Raw genomic sequence first — 21,520 nt, 5'->3', positions numbered from 1 at the left:
CTACAGAAATTATAGCACAATATTTAAATGAAAATTCTTAAGTATATCACTTTAAGCTTAATAGTATTAAACATTCCTTCGGTGTCCTTAGTAGCTTATGGTGGTGGAGTTGGCAGCTTGCTTAGCTACAGTACTATACTAGCCTTGACTTTGTTTTATTTTTTTGAAAAAAAAACAAGTCCAAATTGGTTCCTTTTAATTATTTCTATTCTATTCTTTATGATAGGTGGGCTTCAATATGTTGGATTCACCACACAATTTTTTATGGATACCATTAAGTATTTCATATATCTCATTTGTGGCTATGGATTAGTTAAGCATATAAATACGGCCGAATATAATTTTTTCTTAGTAATAGGAGCACTTACAATAGCTCTTGAGGCTGTTTTATTCACTAGTGATTTTGGAAGATATAGTGGCTTTTACATTAAACCTAATGAAGCAGGTTTTGTATGTATTACTGGTTATGCCACAACTTACGGGTTAAAAAATGCTGGAGCAAAGTTAACTGGACAATTTATCTGTACACTTGCTGGATTATTAACATTTTCAAGAACATTTATTGTTATTTGGTTATTGTTGAATGTTATTTCTTTAAAAATAAGCATAAAAAATATTAGGATATTTGGTCTTGGCTTTCTGATAATTAGTACACTTTTCTTTATTGACGAAGTTGTAGGTTTAAACAATCCAAGATTTGAACAATTAAAGGGTATAGTAAATAATGAAGAAGTGTCCTCAGAGGAATTAAGCGAGGATTCAAGGGAAGATACATGGGCTAGGTTTTACGATAAAATTTTTGATTCACCAATCATTGGCAATGGCTACGGATCTTTTTCTGGGAAAGAAGGTCATGGTCTTGGGGTACATAACTCCTATTTAATGGTGCTTGGTGAAGCTGGCATTCTGCCTTTTATCCTGTTTCTCATATACATTGGCTACTTGTTAACAATGAGTATAATCTATTTTAACAAAAAGCCAAATTTAGTAATGCAAATTATTGCATTATCTCTTTTCTTAATGGCTAATCATAATTTCTTCACCTTTTATTATGTGTCTTTTGCGGCGATGTGGATTCAATATCAATTGTACCTATGCAAAACAGAAGATGACAAAAACGAATTAGTAATGGCAACTGAAAATTCTTGACACTAGTTATATATTCAACTAATGTTTATACCTTTTAAGACCAATGGATTATCGAATAAGAAGTTTCTTTGATATTTCTTGTCTAATATCTACCAATTTAATGTAATACATACCAGAGTGTAGGGCACTGACATCAATTCTTCTAGTTGTGGTAATACTCAAGTTATCATTGGAAATTATTTCCGAATGCATAAGTTTACCTGTAATATCATATAAATAGACTCTTGATAATGCAGTAGATCCCGCCAAGCTTATATTTACGAAATCTGACGTTGGGTTAGGATATACAGTAAAATTGAAATCTAATGGTTCTTCTCCATTCCCAGGTTCAGCAGGATCTATATCCTCTTCGCATTCGGAATCTACAAATACAGTGACTGTATCCTCATCAAAATCGAGTGCATTAAAAACTGTAACTGTATATAGAGTAGTTTCTGTTGGAGAAACCTCTATAGATTGTGTAGTTTCTCCATTACTCCAAGTATATTCATCTCCCCCAGTTGCCGTCAAGGTTACGACATCACCTAAGCAAATCTCTACATCATCACCAGCATCGGCTACAACTTCTGGAATAACATTGACAGTGACCTGCTTTTCGTCATAACAATCTCCAATATAGCCTTTAACTTCATAAGTGGTTGTATTTGAAGGGCTAACTGCTATATTAGGTTGAGTAGCTCCATTATCCCATTCATAGTTATTTGCGCCTGATGCCGATAAAGTTACAAAATCCCCATTCATAATATTAACGCTTTCTCCATTCAAAATAACCACATTAGGATTAGGATTTATATAGACCGTAACTTCGTCCGTATCCTCTTGAATACCCATAGTTACCGTGACAGAATAAGTTGTAGTCGATAACGGATTTACCGTGATACTTTGCGTAGTTTCACCCGTACTCCATAAATAAGAATCTCCATTCGTTGCTGTCAGTACAATTTCATTATTATCATTTTCACAAACATTTTGATCCTGTCCAGCAGATACATTTAAAACTTCCTCTACAAAAACTGTTACCTGAGCTTGAGCTGAACAACCATTCGAAGTGCCAATTACAGTATAGGTCGTTGTCTCAGCTGGACTAACCTCAATAGAATTTGATGTTTCTCCATTACTCCAAAGATAAGTATCAGCATTATTTGCTATTAATACAGTAGTATTTCCTTCAACTATGGACACGTCACCACTTGTTGTAACGTTAGGTGCATCATTTACATAAACTGTAACGCTATCTGTGTCCGAACAGCTCTCATTAAAAACTTCTACGGTATATGTTGTTTCTGAGTTAGGATTTACATTTATAGATTGTGTAGTGTCTCCAGTATTCCATATATAAGATATACCACCTTGTGCAGTTAAAACAACTGACTCTCCTGAACAGATAGTTTGATTAGCTCCTGCGTCAGCCACAGGAGGGTTCCCTATGGTAACTGTAACATCATCTGTATCAAAATTTCCAAAGCCGTCACCCACGGTTACGGTATATGTGGTAGTTTCTGTTGGACTAAATGTAGGTGTTGGCCCTATATATCCTGTATTCCACTCATAACTTACACCACCACTAGCATTTAGAGTTATACTCTGACCAGTACAAATAGAAACGTCATCACCTGCATTCGCATTTAACTCTTCAACTACATTAACAATCACTTCGTCAGAACTTTGACACCCATTAATTGAAAAACCAGTTACTGTATAGACTGTTGTAATGTTTGGACTAATTGTTATTGATGCCGTTGTTTCCCCTGTATTCCAGCTATAGGAATCAGCTCCACCGATTGCATTAATAGTTATTGAATTACCTATCATAACATATACATCGTCTCCAGCTGAAATATTTGGCGCTTCCTCTACAGTGACAGTTACGGCATCAGTATCAGAAAAACCAAAAGCATCTTCTACTGTAACTGTATATGTGGTTGTTACATTTGGGCTGACTAGAATTTCCGCAGACGTATCACCTGTATTCCAGACATAATTCAATCCACCGGTGGCAACTAAAGAAGTGTTCTCTCCTTGACAAATAGTAACATCATCTCCTGCTTCCGCAATTACTTCTGGTACTACTGTTACAGTGATACTTTCAGTAGTTGTACATCCATTTATATTCGTAGAAGATACCGTATATGTCGTTGTCTCAGACGGTGTAACATCTATAGTTGTAGTAGTTTCTGAAGTACTCCAAAGGTAATTGTCACTTCCGCTAACTGTTAACGTCGTTGAACTGCCTTCTAATATAGCTATATTCGCACTTACAACGAGGTCAGGCGCTTGAGTTACAGTTACTGTAACATCATCTGTACTTGAGCAATTATTTGAAACAACTTCAACTATATAATCAGTGTCAGAAGTTGGGCTAACATCTATTGACGCCGTAGTTTCTCCCGTATTCCACAGGTAGTTATCACCACCACTTGCTGTTAATGTAATTGTTTCACCTTCACAAATTGTTTGATCTTCACCAGCATTTGCTGTTGGAATAGGATTTACCGAAATAGTAACACTATCAGAATCACTATTGCCTGAATCATCCGAGACAATTACTGTATAAGTCGTAGTGTCTGAAGGACTAACTTCTATTGACGCAGTAGTTTCACCGTTGTCCCATAAATAGTTGATCCCACCAGATGCGGAGAGAATAGCGGACTCCCCTTGGCATATAGATTGATCCGGTCCTGCGTTCGCTTCGAACGCCTCCGGAAAAACCGTTATCTCTGAGGTATCAGAATAGCCACCATCATTTGTTGTAAAAGTTATAATTACAACACCTTCAGCAACTGGTGTAACAATACCATTAGCATCAACAATTGCGATAGATTCGTCGCTACTTGCCCATACACCTGATTGGTTTGTGGCGTTACCAGGCGATATGGTGGATGCCAATGTAATTGTTTCAGGAATTGTAATTTCAGCTGTTTCAGGTGTTACTTCAACTCCAGATACTTCAACTGATGGTATGGCTGAATCAACTTGGTTTAAATATTCTTCTAATAAAGTATAACCTGATGGTTGAACTTCATTATGAATAGTAGCATCACCCATAATACTTCTTGAAACCAAATAAGTTTCTGGTATATGAGGGTTTGATTGATAAAAATTAGCTGGTCTAGTATTGTTTGCGGTCGGGATCTCACCTAAAGTAATACTATAAGTAATATCTTGAGAAGTATCTCCATTAAATTCTGTAATAGCTTTATTAATAGCTGAAGCGTCTAGAACGTCTCTATCTTCTACAGCCGCACCATTATCGTTAATATATTTATATGCACCGACAAAAGGAACTACTTCCGTTTTTAAATCACTAGAGGATTTTATATTTAATGTACTTGCATTGTTATAATTAAAAGGTGTACTTACAAAACTTGATGCAGGCAAGAGATCTGTTCTTGGTTGGCTAAAATCTGTCCATTCCGGGTGATTTGCAGTAGGGTCCATGTAGATATCGCTCTCATATATTTTGCCGTTTCTAGTTCCGTAATAAGCCAGATTTGTTTTTTCATTACCCCTACCACCTTTACTGTAATAATTGCCAACATGATTAAGGGTATAAGACCAGTCATCTAATCTAATTAGACGCGCAAACCAATTATGCGCAACATTATTAATAATATCCATTCTAACTGCACCTCCAATCTTACCAGGAATCCTATGCCCTACATTTACAAAAACGTTATTTATAATGGTATGTTCTTCATTATGTGTATCATTAGGTGGTGAAGTGTCTCCTAAAATGAGCCCTAAACCAGAATCATGTATCAAACAATTTTGTATTGTTTTTCCTGTTGTAAATCCTTCTTCAGCCGCATTATTTGACACCATACTAAATGTAACTTCTGCAGCTTCAACATGGCTACCTGTTAAATGGTCAAATATTACATTGTCACCACCTTGTGACTGTAAGCAGCCACTTACATTTGTTGTTGACCTAAATTTAATATACCTAATTACAACGTCGTCTATACCTATAAAAAATATTTTACCTCCAGTAATAGTAATATTACCTTGCGGAGCTGTTTGGCCTGCAATGGTAATACCATGGGCATAAGCTCCTTGATTACCATTATTACTTAATCTTATATCGCTATCCAGATTAATAATACCACTAACATCAAAAACAATTGTTCTACTATTACCCCTGTTTGAAGGATCAGTTAAGGCCCATCTTAATGAACCCACGCCATTGTCATTTAAGTTGGTGACGTGCACAACCTCGCCTCCACGACCACCTGTAGAATAAGCTCCAGCACCCATTGCGCTTGGAAACGCCAATTGTTGCGCATATAAATTACTTATTGATAAGTGTAAAAGAAGTATAAAAAAAGTATAGTAAGTTTTATTACAAATAAGCAGGTTTTTCAAAAAATTCATTTTCTTTTTTAAGAATTAGGAATTAGGGGTAAAGCAATTTATATATTCTAAAATGATATTTAGGTCTAAAAACAATAAAATTCGACTAAAAACTTATTTTTGTAAGAATATTCGAACCATATGAATTTTTATATCCACTAAACACATATTTGTACGTTCAAAGCACCCCTCTTAGACTTCAAAAATCAACATTTAACATTACACATCTTTTTCCTACATCAATTTAGCCAACTAAACCTCTTTTCTGTATAAGATAATTACTGTATTATAAATGTTGAGAACCCAACACAAGCATATTAATATTACCAGGATATGAGTTATCCATAAAAAAGAAGAAAAACAGCTCATATAATAAAGACATTGAGGATGGCAATATGCAACTTGGACGTTTTTTAAAGCACATTAACATAAAAATTAATGATTATGGTTTTCATTTTATCATATTTGCTTTTAATTTGACAAGCAATTCATTTAAAACAAATTCAGTTTAATATTAGTTCAAATTTATTTATGGCTAACCTACGTCATCAAAGTAATCGGAAAAGTTTAAATTTTGAACAGATAATAGTATTAATTGAATATTTATTTCGATTTCTAATTGCTAAAAATGTATAAATGTCTAGAGTCTCCAAATCTTTAAAGAATGCGAAAGTTGGTGTGTTTTTTTTCACCATTTCAATATTTCTTCAATTCTTTTCGAGAAAGATATTTTTGGATGAGCTTGGTGATTCTTTCATCGGTTTGGAATCTACTTTGCGAAGTATTTTAGGCTTTCTAAATTTAGCTGAACTAGGCATCGGTACGGCGATAGGTTTTACGCTTTACAAGCCTATTTTTGATAAAAATCATACAGAAATAAACAGGATTATTGCCCTTTTAGGGGTCTTATATAAGAAAATTGGCCTTGCCATATTAATGGTTGGGATAATAATATCACTTTTCTTTCCATTGATTTTCGCTAAAACTGAATTTTCATTGGTGTTGATTTATTTTGTGTTTTACGCACTACTTATATCGACTCTTTTAGCATATTTCGTGAATTACCATAGTAGTTTGTTTGGAGCTGATCAGAAAGGTTATATCATTCAAAAATACTTTCAGAGCTTTCATATTACCAGAGTTATACTGCAAGTAATAGTAGTTCTGTATTACAAAAATTTCTATCTATATATTATTCTTGAACTCATTTTTAGTATTGGTTATAGTATAATTCTTCGTCAGAAAATTAAATCTACTTATCCTTGGTTAATTATAAACTTTGAAGATAAATCATCGGTAGTTAAAGAGTATCCTGAAGTCATAAAAAAAGTAAAACAGGTGTTCTTTCATAAAATAAGTCAATTTCTTAAAAGTGGTACCGATAATATTTTGATATTTGCCTTAATAAACCTACAAAGTGTCGCACTTTTTGGGAATTATTTTTTAGTCTTTTCTAAATTGAATAGCCTAATTATGATGGCATTCGCGGGTACTGGCTCTGCTGTTGGAAATCTAATTGCTGAAGATGATAAGGACAATGTAAACAAAGTGTTTTGGGAATTGGTTTCAATACAATTTTTTATTGCTGGGTTTTTTAGCTTAGCATTATATTATACCATGGACCATCTAATATTATTATGGTTGGGTGAAGAATATGTTCTTTCTAGAATCATACTTATTTTATTTATTTCTAATTTCTTTATGATGCAAGTTACAGCGACCATAAATCGTTTTAAGAATGCATATGGCCTTTATGCTGATATTTGGGCTGCAGTCTCAGAGGCCATAATAAACTTGCTGGTTTCTTTAATTCTTGGAAGCTTATTCGGCATCCCAGGTATTGTCGCTGGGACCGTAAGTAGTCTTTTTATTATTGGAATTATATGGAAACCTTATTACTTATTTAAACATGGCTTTGAAAAAAGTGTGTTTATTTATTGGAAAGGATTAACTCCAATATTATTGAGCTTCGCATTATCATGTTTACTGATTAATTTTTGCGTTGATCATTTTTTATCCAACAATTATCATATGAGTTTTATAAATTGGGTTTTATACAGCATTAAAGTAAGTTTGTTAATAATTTTCATATATGGAACACTGTTATACATTTTTAATAAAAGTTTTAGAATATTTTGGACACGTGTAAAAACCTTATTGAAAAAGACCTTTAATTTAAACTAGTTTTAATTTCTAAGTCAATTTAGATTAATGACATCTCAAAATGAGCAAATAAATGATACAGAATAAGAATGATTATATTGAGTATTTGAACCGTGACCGAATCGCTTTACAGGTATCCAATAACACTTTTTCGAACAAACTTAGAAACTTATTTTTCCCAAATCCAGTATGGAAATTTCAGCGATTAATGAGAAAGTTAGAGTATTACGTTAATTGCAAAAATATAGGTATTTATAAGTTTTATATACTATACCTTAGATATCGTTATAGACTGATTTCTGTAAAACTAAACTTTTCTATTCCTATTAATATTTTTGGACCAGGGCTTTCTATAGTGCATTATGGGACGATTGTAATTAATTACACATCAAGAATTGGCGCTAACTGTAGAATGCATGCTTGCGTCAATATCGGTGCTTCAGGAGGTGAAATTCAAGGTCCTATATTGGGAGACAATGTATATATAGCACCAGGTGCTAAAATATTTGGTAATATTAGAATACCCAATAATACAGCTATTGGGGCAAATGCAGTAGTGAATAAATCTTTTGAAAAAGAACATACAATTATAGCTGGGATACCTGCTAAAGTAATAGGCAGTGTGGACATAACAAAATTAATAAGGCATGAGTAATCAAGGCAAAAAAACCTTAAGAAATAGAATTTCAAATTTATATCGAAATTCTAATGTGGGCTACAATGTTCTTAGACCTTTCTATAAAATTTATGAATTTGGTCTAAAACTTATACCGGACAAGCAATTTATAGAATGGTATTTTAAGAGATATATGGGTTATTCTATAGATCTTGACAATCCTCAAACCTTAAATGAAAAAATAACTTGGCTAAAATTACATGACAGAACAGATCTTCATACTCTTGTGGCCGATAAATATACTGTTCGGTCTTATATAGCAGAAAAAATTGGGAAGGAATATTTAATTCCTCTACTATTTCACACAAAAAATGCATCTGACTTAAAACCCGAGAATTTACCCGATTCTAGTTTTATTATTAAAAACAATCACGACAGTGGAGGTTACTTGATCGTTAAAGATAAATCTTCTGTTGATTGGCTCCAAGTTCAAAAACAATTTAAACGCAATTTGAAATATAACTTTTACTACTCAACTAGAGAATGGCAATATAAAAATATTGAGCCTAGAATAATAGTAGAAGAACTTTTAACAACAGAAAATGGCGAAATTCCCAACGATTATAAATTCCATTGCTTTAATGGGAAATTAGCATTTGTTCATGTTGATATCGCTCGTTTTGGTGATCGAAGAAGGAACTTATATGACGCCAATTGGGATTTTATTCCTTGCGTTTGGCAATATGAAAATGGAGAGAAAGAAAATAAGCCTGAATTGTTTGATAAGATGAAAAGCTTAGCTGAAACTATAGCGAAAGATTTTATTTATGCAAGAGTTGATTTTTATTCCGTAAAAGGGCATATTTATTTCGGTGAGATTACGTTTCATCATCACTCAGGTACCCAGAAGTTCAAAACTCCTGGATGTGATCTTAAGTTTGGTCAACTATTAAAATTAGGTATTGAGAATGAATAAGGAAAAAATAAAAGTTTACTTTGTTTTACCAACTCTATTTGCCGGAGGTGCAGAACGAGTAATATCTTTTGTTTCTCAAAATATTTCAAAAGAAAGGTTTTCGGTTAAACTTATAATTATTGGTTTTGAAAAAGATTCTAAATATAAAACGAATAATATTTCCACAATATATCTAAATAAAAATAGGGTTGCCGATTCTATTATACCAATTTATAAAATTCTTAGAAAAGAGAAGCCTGATATAGTTCTGAGCTCGATTTCTCATTTAAATTCTTTTATGGGGTTGATTTCAATCTTTTTCGGCAAAATAAAATTTATAGGGAGACACGCTACTATTAATAAGGTAGCCAAAAACTATAGAGCTAAACGGAAAACTTTACTGCCAAAATTAAATTCTAGATTGTTCATTTACGGCATTCAGAATTTAGATATGATTATATGCCAATCTGAGGATATGAAATTAGACTTTTTAGAGTCTTATAATTATAATGTATCAGACATTAGGGTTATTCATAACCCACTCACTAAGGTCGATGTGATTAAGAATAGTAATACCAATAATATTAAAAAATTTATTACTGTAGGAAGATTAAGTAAGATTAAGGGGCAATTGCGATTATTGGATGTTTTGGCTAAACTAAGTTATCCTTTTCAATTTACAATAATTGGCTCGGGTGCATATGAACAAAAAATTTACGATAAAATAAATGACTTGAATTTAGAAGAAAAAGTCAATCATATAAAATTCACAGACAAAGTACACCATGAGCTAATAAAACATGATATGTTTTTACAAGGGTCTTATTCTGAAGGTTTTCCTAATGCTTTGTTAGAAAGTTGTTCCGTAGGTGTTCCCGTAATTGCATTTAATGCTCCTGGGGGCACTAAAGAAATCATTACCAACGGCATTAACGGTTATATTGTAGAAAATGAACAAGAGTTATTAGAAAAACTAAATGAGGAAAAAGATTGGGACCCAAAAACCGTCAGAGACACTGTTTGCGAAAAATTTAATAGCGAAAAAATTATAGGAGAATATGAAAATCTTTTTATAGGCGCACTAAATAAATAGTCAATTTTCTTTTTAACATAGAAAATCTACTATTATCGATAAAATAAGTGTAGAAGATTAATAGTCACTATGTTTGATCGTAATTTGCATAATATCAACTAGATATTTATTTAATGACCCCAAATCAGAAAAAAAATATTGCAATTCTTAGTATCTCTCTCGCCAGTGGTGGCGCTGAAAAAGTAATTAGTTTGCTTCTAAAAGAACTTCGCAACGACTATAATGTCACACTAGTGCTATTTCACAAAGTTTTACATTTTCCAGTTCCAGATGGTGTAAATGTTGTTACGATGAGCGACAAATCGCCAGATAGGCCATTCTATAAGAAGTTTATTGATTTAATATACTTTATTTTTATCTATCACAGGTTTATTAGGAAGCACAGCATCGAAATTTCTATTTCATTTTTGGCATTTCCAAACTTTATTAATGGTGTCATTGCTAGCTTTAATAAAAATGTAAAAACCATTATCAGTGAAAGAGGATTTCCTTCGGATAATGTAACGAGTAAACTATCGTTTTATATTTCAAAAATCTTCTATCCTATTCTATATAATAAATGCGATAAGCTATTTTCGAACTCAGTTTATATAAATAACGACTTAAAAGAAAACTTTGGTATTAAAATACCCATGGAAGTCATTTATAACCCCATTGAATTGCCAAGCAAAGCAATAACTTCAGAAAAATTAAATACTAACAGCTCAAAACTAAAACTGATAACAGCTGGCACTGTTAATAAGAGGAAAAATCAGATAATGGTGGTTAGGGCTATCAATGAATCTAAGCTTAAATATGATTTTTCAATTTTAGGTGATGGTGATTTAGTTCCTTTTTTGAAAGAGCAAATAACTAAGTTGAATTTGGAAGACCAAGTTACTTTAAAAGGAAAGGTGAAAAACGTAAATAGTTACCTAATTGATAGTGAATGCTTCGTTCTGTCATCATTTACGGAAGGTTTTCCAAATGCTTTAATTGAAGCCATGGCGATTGGATTACCCTGCATTTCGACTAATTGTTTATCTGGTCCTTTAGAACTTTTAAACGATAATGAACCAATTGACCTTAAGGATGGAGATTTTTATATTGGTAAGTATGGGCTTTTGGTTAATAATGATGATCATGTTGGTTTAAGTAAAGCACTGGCCTATTATCATACTAACCCTTCTGAGCGGGAACGTTTTAGTCGTTTGAGTTTAGAACGTGCTAAAGCTTATGAGTTAACAACAATTTATAGTAAATTCAACCATTTTATTAAAAGCTAAAAGTATATGTGCGGAATTAACGGACTTATAGATAAGACTAAAATAGGTGAAGATAAGATGTCTTCTACTTTAAATGCCATGAATAACCTCATTCTGCATAGAGGCCCAGATGAAGATGGTGTTTTCGCAGAACAGAATGAGCAATTCTCTGTTGGTATGGCTATGCGACGTCTTTCGATTATCGATTTGTCCTCAGGTAAGCAGCCAATATTCTCAGATGATAGACAAATAGTTATTGTTTTTAATGGTGAGATCTATAATTATAAAACAATTAAGTCGAGATTAGAATCTGAAGGTGTTACATTTAATACATCTAGCGATACGGAAGTTATTCTAAAAGCTTACGAGAAATACGGTATTGAGTCTTTTCAATGGCTAGATGGTATGTATGGCTTTAGTATTTACGATAAAAAAGTGAATAAACTTTTTATAGCCCGTGACTTTTTTGGAGAAAAACCATTGTATTATACTCAAAATGAAAATCAGTTTTTATGGGCCTCAGAATTAAAATCCATAATTGATACTATAGATTACAAACCAAATATTTCCAAAAAGGGATTAAACCTTTACTTCAGATTAACATATATACCCGCACCTTATACCATTTATGATGGTATCAAGAAACTAGAAGCCAATCATTTTATAGAATACGATTTTAAATCCTACACTTATAATATCCATAAGATTAATCAAGAACCAGTACCAAAAACAATAAACATTTCTTTTGATGATGCAAAAGCAAAAACCAAAGAACTTGTTTACAATAGCGTAGATAGTAGATCTATAGCAGATGTTGGTCTTGGCACATTTCTATCAGGCGGTGTAGACTCTTCCATTGTATCTCTCTGTCTTTCGCAAGCAACGGATAAAAAAATAGATACATTTTCTATTGGTTTTAAAAAAGCCTCATATGATGAAACTGATAAGTCTCGAGTTGTTGCAAAAATGCTAAATAGTAATCATCATGAATTTATAATTGACGAAAATGATCTTAAACACAATATACATGAGATTTTAGTGAATTTTGATGAACCATTTTCAGATACTGCGTCCTTACCCACTCACTTACTCTCTGAAAAAACCAGAGAGCATGTTACCGTGGCACTCACAGGAGATGGTGGCGATGAAGTTTTTGGTGGCTACAATAAATACTATATTGGAAAAATGAATAAAAGGTATACTAGTCTTATACCCAAAGCATTTCATAGAACCATTACGAAATTAAGCAATAAATATCTGATAGATAAAGATGATTCTCGTGGTAGAAAATTTCAAATTAATAAGTTATTAAACGCTATTAACTACGAAGGTGATTTCTATTGGGATATAATTTCTCTAGCCAACACGAGCAACCAACTTTCTGAAATTATGCTTACAGATTACTACGATGGGGATCTATTTAAAGATTATAAAGAAGTTCTTGGGAAACAAAAAATTGAAACACTGACAGACTTTAGATTAGTGGACAAAATATTAAGCTTAGAAGGCGGAATGCTAGCAAAAGTCGATAGGACCAGTATGCTTACTTCTTTAGAATGTAGAGCACCATTTTTAAACAAATCAATCTGGGAGTTTACCAATACCCTGCCTGAGCATTATCTCATGAAAGGTTGGAATAAAAAATATATTCTTAAAGAAGCATTTAGAGATCAATTCCCTGAAGAGTTTTTAGAAAAAGGCAAAAGCGGGTTTGGCTCACCTACTGGTGATTGGTTAAGACAGAGCCTGCGTAAGGAACTTGAGAGTTATATACAACCAGATTTGCTAAAACGTCAAGGAATTTTTAAAGTAGATGTTATTACAAAATTGGTAAAAGATCATCTAGAGAGCAAAAAAGATAGCACCTTCAGGGTATGGTCCTACTATTGTTTTCAAAAATGGTATAAGTTTAATTATTTAAACGAAAACTAAAACAATGCAAAAAAAAAGAGTACTAATAATTGCTTCTTTTGCTGGATCATTAATACGATTCCGAGGTGATTTTATTTCTAGCCTAATTTCAAATAATTTTGAAGTATTTACAGCATCTCCTAGTTACACAACTAATGACCTAGAAATATTAAGGGAAAAAGGCGCTCATCCTATTGAATTTAAGCTACAGCGTACAGGTCTAAATCCATTCAAAGATTTTAAATCTATTCTAGAGCTAAAGTCTATAATGAAAAACAACAAGATAGATTTAGTCTTTCCATATACTGTAAAACCAGTTATTTATGGATCCTTTGCGGCGAATATGGTTAAGGTACCTGTAATTTCATTGATTACAGGATTAGGATTTGCATTTACTGGTCTGACATTTAAAGCACGCATCTTACAGCGCTTTAATGAAACACTCTACAAATTATCCATTAGAAAAAACAAATACATAGTATTTCAAAATAAGGACGATCATCAATTATTCTTAGATAGAAACGTTATATCTAAAAAGCAACCTGTTGCTTTTGTAAGTGGCTCGGGTGTTAATCTAAACGAATTCAGGTTTAAAGAAAAAAACCCAACAGATCAAGTTAGTTTCTTACTTATAGCAAGATTGATTAAAGAAAAGGGTATTGCACTTTATATGGAAGCCGCTAAAGTTTTAAAAGTAAGATATCCTAAAGCAGAGTTCCATGTTATTGGTGCCATAGAAACTTCGCCTAGTGCTATAAGCGAAGACGAATTGCATAGATTGCATGAAAAAAGTATTATCGTATTTCATGGCAAACAGATGAATATTGAGGAACACCTGCATAAAAGAGATATTTTTGTTTTACCAAGTTATTATAGAGAAGGTATTCCAAGAACAACATTAGAAGCCAATGCATGTGGGAATCCAATTATTACGACAGATTCAGTTGGTTGCAGAGAATCTGTAAAAGATGGGGTTAATGGTTTGCTTATTGAACCTCAAAACCTAGATGCTTTAGTGACTGCTATGGAATTCTTTATTACGAACCCAGAGAAAATTCGAGAAATGGGTATTAATAGTCGTAAATATGCGGAAGATCGTTTTGACGCTAATATTATTAACAAAAACCTAACTGATTTAATTGCTTCTGTGCTATAGTTAAAACTTTTTAAGACAATTAAAATCCATAGGCTTTCTATTATACATTTTATTAAATGTACTTAAATGTATTTGTCTACAAATAGACAATATGCAATTCTTATATCCGAATCACTTTGCATTTAGTATTTCAGACAAAGCCTCTCTTATAGACACTTTCGGATGATAGTTAACTTTGTTATAAATGGTCTCATCGTATTCAAATATTTGGCCGGATTCTTTTCTGTCTTTTAGAAAATCAATTGCCACGACATTATTAGTTAATTCATAGACGTTACGAGCGATCTCCAAATAAGTATTAGGAGTAATTGTAGTACAATCATACACTCCGAACACTCCGTTTTTAATTACCCTGTAAATCACTTGTGTAAAATCCCTAATATGAAGATAGTTTGCACTCCCTCCTTTTTGACCAAACAAAGTAATTTCATCTCCTTTAGAAGCCATTTCTACAATTTGATAAAGAAACGGATGATGTTTTATAAAAGAAGCGTCTTTACCATATAACTGAGAAGGTCTTAAAATGGTGTAAGGAATTTCATCTCTTTCTAAACAATATTTTATAATTTCTTCTGCATGTCTTTTAGAAATATCATAAATACTGTGCAGTGGTGATGTATCTTCCAAATGGACAAATATGCTTGATATAAAAATAAAGTGTTTTACATTCATTTTTTTTAAATGAAAACATAAGTCCATTGTATCTAATACATTATACTTCTCCGTTTCATATATCTCCGCGTCTGTTTGTCTTCCAAACGCAGCAGCGGTATGAAGTACTATATCCACATGGCTAGGTAACTGATCTACCATAGCTTTATTAGGATCCAAATTGATATCACAATTACGACGACCAACTGTAACTACTTCATAATCCTCAGATAACAATGGTATTACGTACCTTGACACACTAGAATTTCCTCCTATAATAAGTACTTTCATTTGCTCTTAATTTTCTATAAGTAAATCACCTATTTATTGAGGTGAGTTAAAAACCGATTACAGGCAAAAGTAAGAAAATTTCTCTTTTAGCCGCGGAACGTATTGAAATGATTGTATAGGTTTCGATATCATTTAGTCGTACAAATAGCTTTATAAGCGAAAAATTACCCGGGTTTTAAAATAATTGGTTTAATTTGCTGTTGCTATTTTAATATAAATTATACATTTAAAACGATATCAATTAATGAAAAAAGAGTATTTAGAAAAGGTTCAAACAATAGATGATTTAATTACGGCATTTTATGCTTGTCTAGGTGGTGAACCAGGAGAAAAACGAGATTGGGAGTTTATGCAATTCTTATTCCACCCTCAAGGAATGAAAATTGGTTATGAATTTGACATAAACAAGAATTTTAGACCGCAATGGATACATCCAAATGACTATATAGAGCGCATTGGATATTGGTTTAACAATACTAGAGAGACTGCCTTTTACGAAAGAGAAGTTGGTAGAGTGGTAGAAACCTATGCTAACATCGGTCACGCATTTAGTCATTGCCAAGCTTTTCACAGTAAGGAGGATATGGCAAATAACAAACCATATAAACAAGATGTTAAAAGTATTCAATTAGCCTACTACCAAGACAGATGGTGGATTGTTAACATGTTCTGGCATGGTGTTACAGATGAGTACCCTGTTCCTGACAGATATAAGAAATTTCAACAATTCCCTTAAAAATTTCTATTTGTATAAGTCTACTTTGTTATTAGAATCAAAAGTAGAATAAAGTTATTTTAGACAGAATCTATAGTCTCAATTTATGGCTATAGATTCTTTTTAAGTTAATTTTAAATCTTAAAATTGAATACTGAGATATCAATAAATAATCAGTTTATTATGTACAAACATTTTTTTAAAAGGGTATTAGATTTTATAATAGCATTAGTAGCATTAATCGTGTTGTCTCCATTGATTATTACCTTAATTATTCTATTGCTAATTGTGAATAACGGAAAGCCCTTCTTCTTCCAAAAACGACCTGGCAAGGATGCAAAAATATTCACAATCATTAAGTTCAAGACCATGAGAGATCCGAAGAAAAATGAAAGTTTATTGCGTAATCAAGAGGAGCGCATTACAAAAGTCGGTGCATTTATTCGTAAAACCTCTTTAGATGAACTTTTACAATTGGTAAATGTTTTGAAAGCCGATATGTCTATTATTGGCCCTAGGCCTCTTTTGACTGATTATCTTCCTTTATACAATGAAGAACAAGCTAGAAGACATTTGGTGAAACCAGGTATCACTGGTTGGGCGCAGGTTAATGGTCGTACTGCATTGACATGGGAGAAAAAATTTGCTTATGACGTTTGGTATGTTGATAATTTAAGCTTTAAGAACGATTTTAAAATATTAATAAAAACAATTCAAAAAATATTCAATCGAGACTCTATGTCCTCTATTGAAAATGCTTCGTTTAAGGGTTGGGAAGGAAATAAGAATTAATTCAAATAACTATTATCTTTAAAGGAATTACGATGTTAGTCTACTGTGTTAAGAAGCGTTTTAGTTAATTGGTCATACTCCTGATCAATCTTTTCGTTTTTATATTCAAACTTCTTAGACTTATTTGACCTTTTAAAGCTATTGGCCATGTTAGCTTTTTCATTTATTAAAGATTCTACAATTGGTAGCTTCTCGTTTATTTCCTTTAAACTTATATAAGTAACATTATTTAGTAATCGTGTTTTGTTCGTGAAATCGAAATAAAATTCTATCAATTTATCTATTATAATTTTATTTTCTTCCGTGTTTGTCTCAAAATTGAAAGACTTAAGGTCTACTCCTACCGTGTCTTTCCAATAAAACTCATTTGCAAAATCAAACTTAAAATTTACCAATGGTGGTATATGCCAGTAATTTATTACAGATGAGATCCAGGACGACGGTGATCTCAATATACATATATAATCGAGGTCTTTCGCAACTTCATCATTAGCTAAATCATCTACAAAAGCACTCCAATGACCAGAACACTCTAACTTAATGTTTAAATAATTCATCCTTTTAATGAAATATTTACTAAAATTTTTATTTAAGAGTTTCCATGAGGTATAATGCACAGGTTCGTGTGCCGAAATTTTGGAACTAAACAGACTAGACAGATAAGTTGTTCCTGTTTTATACGGAGATATACAGTAGACGGTCCTTTTTGACTTATCATAACTAGAACTGCCATAAATGGAAAGTTGCAAAAACACTAATAAGTGCTGAGTTTTTCTAAGATATTTTCCCAATGATGTTTTAATCAAATAGTATTTTAATTTTTCGATAGAAGCCATTTTAATTATATTCAATAAAGTTCAAGTTCTATGGTTATTTAATCATATTAATTTAGTTGAATTAACACGAAAACCTTTTAGTTAGTTCAATATCCATATTTATATTAAATTTAATATAATGGACATTACTTAATTTTCCATTAATTCCGAAGTAATGACCAAATATGAGCATCACAAAAGAAAATGGTGTAAATGCATATATTTCGGTTTATCACCAATGATTTATACTAGTTAAAAGATTTAAATATTGCTTCCGATTCATTACATGGCACTGAACAAATTCAGGTAATAAACTATTTTCTATTTGTTTTTTATCTATTTTAAATAGATGTTTCGTCTATTTTATATTTTAATGATAATCCTTTTAATAACAGTAAGAGGAACCATATTTTCAGCAATATCAAGTTTTATTTGTTAACGTAAATATCTGCTTTTTGTCGTTTTAATTTGGGAGGTCTCACCTTATTGATGCATCTTTAGACCATTATAAAGATCGTGTCCCAGATCCCTCTATTGACATGAAATTGAGCAGTAATTCGAATTACTTAACAATTTTTGCATATGAAACCTAAAATATGGTTATCGTCGCCCCACATGAGTGGCGCAGAACAGACTTACATAAAAGAAGCCTTTGACACAAATTGGGTTGCACCACTAGGACCCAATGTTAATGGATTTGAACAAGATATAAAATCTTACCTTAATCAAGATAGACACGTTGCAGCGTTAGCATCTGGAACCTCTGCATTACATTTAAGTTTAATATTACTTGGAGTAAGCCATGGAGATGAGGTTATATGTCAAAGTAAAACATTCTCAGCATCAGCTAACCCAATAGTCTATCAAGGAGCCAAGCCAATTTTTGTAGATAGTGAACGTGATACATGGAATATGTGTCCAAATCAATTAGAAATTGCAATAACAGACAGATTAAAAAAAGGAAAAAAGCCTAAAGCGATAATCGCAGTGCATTTATATGGTATGCCTTATAAAGTTGAAGGAATTAATGAGATTGCTTTAAAATATGACATACCAATAATTGAGGACAGTGCTGAATCTTTAGGGAGTCTCTACAAAGGTCAAAACTGTGGGACTTTTGGAGATTTATCTATACTTTCTTTTAATGGTAATAAGATCATAACAACTTCAGGTGGTGGTGCTTTAGTCACAAAGACCGAAGAACAAAAACAAGAGGCCGTTTTCTTAGCGACACAAGCAAGAGACAATGCCCCGCATTATGAACATTCTCAAATCGGTTATAATTATAGGATGTCAAATATCGTAGCTGGTATTGGTCGTGGTCAAATGACCATATTGGATAGTCATGTTTCTAAGCGAAGATCAAATTATGAGTTCTATAAATCTAATTTGGCAAAGATTGATATAATAAAGTTTCTAGAAGAACCAATAGGATATTTTTCTAACAGATGGCTCAGCTGTATATTATTAGACTCATTTGAAACAAGAGAAAAGCTGAGGTTAGCTTTAGAAAAGGAGAATATTGAATCAAGACCTTTATGGAAACCTATGCACCTGCAACCTGTTTTTAAAGACGCACCTAGTTATTGTAATGGAGTGGCAGACGACTTGTTTCAAAAAGGACTATGTTTACCAAGCGGATCAAATCTTACTCCTGAACAATTAGATAGAGTAATTTCTACTATAAATATGTATTTTGCAGGATGATAGTGAAGTATTTAAATAAGATATCTAAGAAATATGCATCAAAATGGCTAGTGCTTTTATTTGATGTATCAATAGTTGGAGCTATGTTTTTCTTAGCCTATTTGATACGCTTTAATTTTAAACTAGACTTCGACATCTTAGTATTTATTGAACAACTACCTTATGTCATGATGGTTGCGGCAATAAGTTTAGTTGCAGTTGGTTCATATAAGGGTGTTGTTAGATTTACTGGATTTAAGGATATCGTTAATATAATTATTGGTGCTAATATTTTAGCTACATTGCTTATATGCTTTACATTTTTAAGCCGACGATATTTAGGAGAATTGAGTCTCTTTAACATATCTGGTTCAATTATCTACATTCATCTCTTATTGAATATTTTATTCTTAATTGGTGCCAAACTTTTTATTAAATCACTTTATAACCAGATAACTCAAGATTTTCAATCAATTTCTAATGTATTAATTTTCGGCGCTGGCAATTCAGGTATGTTAACCTACGATGCTATTGAAAACGACACTAAAAGTGGTTTAGAAGTAGTTGGTTTCATCGATGATGATGAAAGGAAAGTTGGTAAAAAAATCAATCTAATTAAGGTTTATAATATTCATGCTATTAATGAAAATTTCATAAAAAAGAATAAAATTGAAGACGTCATTATTTCTATCCAAAATATAGACCCATCACGACTATTACAAATTACAGGTAATCTATTTTCACTTGGTCTTAAAGTGAAAATTGTTCCTCCTGTACAAAGTTGGATAGATGGAGATCTAAGTGTCGGTCAGATTAAAGAAGTGAAAATTGAAGATCTTCTCGGACGGGACCCCATAAATATTAAGAATCCCGATCTTGAAGAACAATACGACAATAAAGTTATTCTTGTTACTGGAGCAGCAGGATCTATAGGAAGTGAAATATGCAGAAAGATAAGTTTATATAATTACAAAAAGTTAATACTTGTTGATAATGCGGAATCTGCACTCTACGATGTGCAACAGGAATTTAGGCAGCAGGGATTACTAAATATTGATGTCATTGTTGCGGATGTGCGAAACAAAAGTAGAATAGATCAAATTTTTAATCAGTATAAACCAAAAATTGTTTTTCATGCAGCGGCCTATAAACATGTTCCCTTAATGGAGGATAGTCCATATGAAGCTGTAGGAGTAAACATTGGGGGGGACTAAAAATGTTGCCGATATAGCAGTAAAACATAGCGTTGATAAATTTGTTTTGATATCCACAGATAAAGCGGTAAACCCAACTAATGTTATGGGTGCAACCAAAAGAATTGCAGAGCTTTATGTTACCTGTCTTAAAGGTAAAGGACACACCAAATTTATTACTACTCGTTTTGGAAATGTTTTAGGATCTAATGGTTCTGTAATACCTTTATTTAAAAAACAAATAGAAAAAGGTGGACCTTTAACTGTAACGCATAAAGATATTACACGTTATTTTATGACGATCCCAGAAGCATGTCAACTAGTTTTAGAAGCTGCTGCAATGGGTAATGGAGGAGAAATATTTGTGTTTGATATGGGGGAACCGGTTAAAATATTCGACCTTGCAACTAATATGATTGTTCTTTCAGGATTGCGTTATCCTGAAGATATTGATATTAAAATTACGGGTTTAAGGCCTGGTGAAAAAGTCTATGAAGAGCTTTTGGCAGATGGCGAAAACACTAAGAAAACTTATCATGAAAAAATTATGATTGCAAAATCTAGACATGTAGAGATAGATATTGTAGAACAGCGAATAAATAAACTTACTGCTTTAAATTCAATGACTCAACCTTTAGAAATTGTATCTTCGATAAAAGCATTAATACCAGAATATATATCTAACAACTCGACTTATGAAGTCTTAGATTCAAAAAAATAAGTAAAGTATAACAAACCTA

16 protein-coding genes are annotated in these 21,520 nt (G+C 32.3%); 13 read left to right on the top strand and 3 right to left on the bottom strand.

What is annotated here, in order from left to right; translation table 11 throughout:
* Positions 1-27 precede the first annotated feature (27 nt).
* Positions 28-1,149, top strand: coding sequence for an O-antigen ligase family protein (locus tag H7F21_RS07810; protein ID WP_185788713.1), 1,122 nt, complete (start codon positions 28-30; stop codon positions 1,147-1,149).
* 48 nt (positions 1,150-1,197) lie between these two features.
* Here the strand turns inward: H7F21_RS07810 and H7F21_RS07805 are convergent, their stop codons facing one another.
* Positions 1,198-5,421, bottom strand: a complete 4,224-nt coding sequence (locus tag H7F21_RS07805) for a T9SS type A sorting domain-containing protein (RefSeq protein WP_185788712.1) — start codon at positions 5,419-5,421, stop codon at positions 1,198-1,200.
* Between the two features lie 714 nt (positions 5,422-6,135).
* Here H7F21_RS07805 and H7F21_RS07800 point away from each other — a divergent pair.
* The 7 genes from H7F21_RS07800 (at position 6,136) to H7F21_RS07770 (ending at position 14,637) form a co-directional block, all read left to right on the top strand.
* Positions 6,136-7,683 (top strand): lipopolysaccharide biosynthesis protein, encoded by a 1,548-nt coding sequence (locus H7F21_RS07800; RefSeq protein ID WP_185788711.1) that lies wholly within the window; start codon positions 6,136-6,138, stop codon positions 7,681-7,683.
* A gap of 52 nt (positions 7,684-7,735) precedes the next feature.
* Complete coding sequence (locus tag H7F21_RS07795) at positions 7,736-8,317, top strand: serine O-acetyltransferase (RefSeq protein ID WP_185788710.1); 582 nt, start codon at positions 7,736-7,738, stop codon at positions 8,315-8,317.
* A complete protein-coding gene (locus tag H7F21_RS07790) occupies positions 8,310-9,254 on the top strand; it encodes an ATP-grasp fold amidoligase family protein (protein WP_185788709.1) in 945 nt (314 codons plus the stop codon). Before H7F21_RS07795 ends, H7F21_RS07790 begins: the two co-directional genes overlap by 8 nt.
* A complete protein-coding gene (locus tag H7F21_RS07785) occupies positions 9,247-10,326 on the top strand; it encodes a glycosyltransferase (protein ID WP_185788708.1) in 1,080 nt (359 codons plus the stop codon). Before H7F21_RS07790 ends, H7F21_RS07785 begins: the two co-directional genes overlap by 8 nt.
* Before the next feature lie 113 nt (positions 10,327-10,439).
* Positions 10,440-11,591 carry a glycosyltransferase gene (locus tag H7F21_RS07780; protein ID WP_185788707.1) on the top strand — a complete coding sequence of 384 codons (1,152 nt, stop codon included), beginning with the start codon at positions 10,440-10,442 and terminating at the stop codon, positions 11,589-11,591.
* Between the two features lie 6 nt (positions 11,592-11,597).
* Positions 11,598-13,502 (top strand): asparagine synthase (glutamine-hydrolyzing), encoded by a 1,905-nt coding sequence (gene asnB, locus H7F21_RS07775; protein ID WP_185788706.1) that lies wholly within the window; start codon positions 11,598-11,600, stop codon positions 13,500-13,502.
* Positions 13,503-13,506: 4 nt separating this feature from the next.
* Positions 13,507-14,637 carry a glycosyltransferase family 4 protein gene (locus H7F21_RS07770; protein ID WP_185788705.1) on the top strand — a complete coding sequence of 377 codons (1,131 nt, stop codon included), beginning with the start codon at positions 13,507-13,509 and terminating at the stop codon, positions 14,635-14,637.
* Between the two features lie 111 nt (positions 14,638-14,748).
* On the opposite strand, the gene H7F21_RS07765 is transcribed toward H7F21_RS07770, so the two are convergent.
* Entirely contained in the window at positions 14,749-15,579 is an 831-nt protein-coding gene (locus H7F21_RS07765; protein WP_185788704.1) for an NAD-dependent epimerase/dehydratase family protein, read from the bottom strand.
* Positions 15,580-15,823: 244 nt separating this feature from the next.
* Between H7F21_RS07765 and H7F21_RS07760 the strand changes: the two genes are divergently transcribed.
* Together H7F21_RS07760 and H7F21_RS07755 are read left to right on the top strand one after the other, a co-directional pair.
* A complete protein-coding gene (locus H7F21_RS07760) occupies positions 15,824-16,315 on the top strand; it encodes a hypothetical protein (protein ID WP_185788703.1) in 492 nt (163 codons plus the stop codon).
* Positions 16,316-16,477: 162 nt separating this feature from the next.
* Positions 16,478-17,086, top strand: coding sequence for a sugar transferase (locus H7F21_RS07755; protein ID WP_185788702.1), 609 nt, complete (start codon positions 16,478-16,480; stop codon positions 17,084-17,086).
* A gap of 35 nt (positions 17,087-17,121) precedes the next feature.
* Here H7F21_RS07755 and H7F21_RS07750 read toward each other — a convergent pair whose 3' ends face one another.
* The gene (locus H7F21_RS07750; RefSeq protein ID WP_185788701.1) at positions 17,122-17,937 is read right to left on the bottom strand and encodes a hypothetical protein; all 816 of its coding nucleotides are present in this window, start codon (positions 17,935-17,937) and stop codon (positions 17,122-17,124) included.
* 546 nt (positions 17,938-18,483) lie between these two features.
* On the opposite strand from H7F21_RS07750, the gene H7F21_RS07745 reads away from it, so the two are divergent.
* Genes H7F21_RS07745 through H7F21_RS17565 form a run of 3 tightly spaced genes read left to right on the top strand, consistent with a single transcriptional unit; the run spans position 18,484 to position 21,501 of the window.
* Positions 18,484-19,608, top strand: a complete 1,125-nt coding sequence (locus tag H7F21_RS07745; protein WP_185788700.1) for a DegT/DnrJ/EryC1/StrS family aminotransferase — start codon at positions 18,484-18,486, stop codon at positions 19,606-19,608.
* On the top strand, positions 19,605-20,801 hold the full coding sequence (locus tag H7F21_RS17570; protein ID WP_343067558.1) for an SDR family NAD(P)-dependent oxidoreductase: 1,197 nt from the start codon (positions 19,605-19,607) through the stop codon (positions 20,799-20,801). Before H7F21_RS07745 ends, H7F21_RS17570 begins: the two co-directional genes overlap by 4 nt.
* Entirely contained in the window at positions 20,788-21,501 is a 714-nt protein-coding gene (locus tag H7F21_RS17565; RefSeq protein WP_343067556.1) for a polysaccharide biosynthesis protein, read from the top strand. The genes H7F21_RS17570 and H7F21_RS17565 overlap by 14 nt, the downstream gene beginning before the upstream one ends.
* Positions 21,502-21,520 lie beyond the last annotated feature (19 nt).

The organism is Winogradskyella flava, from assembly GCF_014243395.1.
GTDB classification, from domain to species: Bacteria; Bacteroidota; Bacteroidia; order Flavobacteriales; family Flavobacteriaceae; genus Winogradskyella; species Winogradskyella flava.
The sequence above is the reverse complement of the archived record's forward strand: the minus strand, read 5'-3'. Positions and strand labels throughout refer to the sequence as shown.